We start from the raw sequence: 964 nt of genomic DNA, 5'->3' as shown, positions 1-964 counted from the left end.
CGGCCGGGTGCAGGCTGTCGCGCAGGTCGCACAGCACGGGGCGGAAATGCTCGCCGGCGACGGCGCGCAGGTAGCGATCCGTGACCCAGGTGCCGAGGGCGGCGCGCAGGGCGATTTCCAAGCGCTGGGCACGGTTGAGGGCGGCCGGGTCAGCGATCATGCCCTCTACTCCGCCAGCCCGAGCCAGCCGATGCGGCCAATACCCATGGCGCCAGCGGTCGGGCACTGCGTCGCCCCCTTGCGCGCCAGGAACTCGGCCACCAGCGCGTCGGCGTTGGGCGGGGGCGGGACTGGCGCCTTGCGGTGCACGGCGTGGATGCGGTGTCCGGCCGTGATGTTGGCCTTCATCGCCTCACCGGGGCGGCGGCAGGCCAGGATGGATGGCTTCGCCGGCGCGGCGGGCGTGTGCGGCACGGTCGCGACCGGCGCGGCGCGGGCGATGCCGGCGCGCTGGCTCCACGCGGTCTGCCAGGAGCCGTCGGGCGCGGAGATGCGCCGGCTGTGGGTCCTGCTCTCGACCACGATCAGACCGCGGCGGATCAGGCGGCTGATGAGGTGCGCGGCCTCGCCCTGAGAGACGTGATAGGCGGCGACGATCTGCCCGTTGGTGGGCGCGGCGCGGTGCTGTGCCGCCTCACGCCTGATCCAGTCGAGCAGGCGGGCCGCACGATCCTGGGTGCGCTGGACCGGCGCGGTGCGGGCGAGGATCTTGATCCGCCCCATGACGGCGCCGGGCGTGACGCCCATGGCCTCGGCCGCCTCGCCGGAGGTCCGGCCGTCCTTGATGAGCGCGCGCAGTTCGTCGTCGCGCTCCGGGGTCCAGTAGACGGGCGGGCGGGCCGCGCCGGGCTGTCGCGCGACGGGCGACTGGCGGGCGGGCCAGCCGAGGCGGTGTGCCTTGCCGATGATGGCGTCCTTGGACACGCCGAGGCGCGCGCCGATCTCGCGGGCGCTGAGCTTGCCC

General features: G+C 75.0%; 1 protein-coding gene. It reads right to left on the bottom strand.

Annotated features, from left to right (window positions below; all coding sequences use genetic code 11):
- Positions 1-165 precede the first annotated feature (165 nt).
- Positions 166-964 (bottom strand): GcrA family cell cycle regulator (locus tag M0638_RS28345; RefSeq protein WP_248670246.1); only part of this gene is annotated, 799 nt, incomplete at its 5' end.

The sequence above is a fragment of the Roseomonas acroporae genome, assembly GCF_023223525.1.
GTDB classification, from domain to species: Bacteria; Pseudomonadota; Alphaproteobacteria; order Acetobacterales; family Acetobacteraceae; genus Roseomonas_E; species Roseomonas_E acroporae.
Note: the sequence above shows the minus strand (reverse complement) of the source record. Positions and strands in the feature narration are given on the sequence as shown.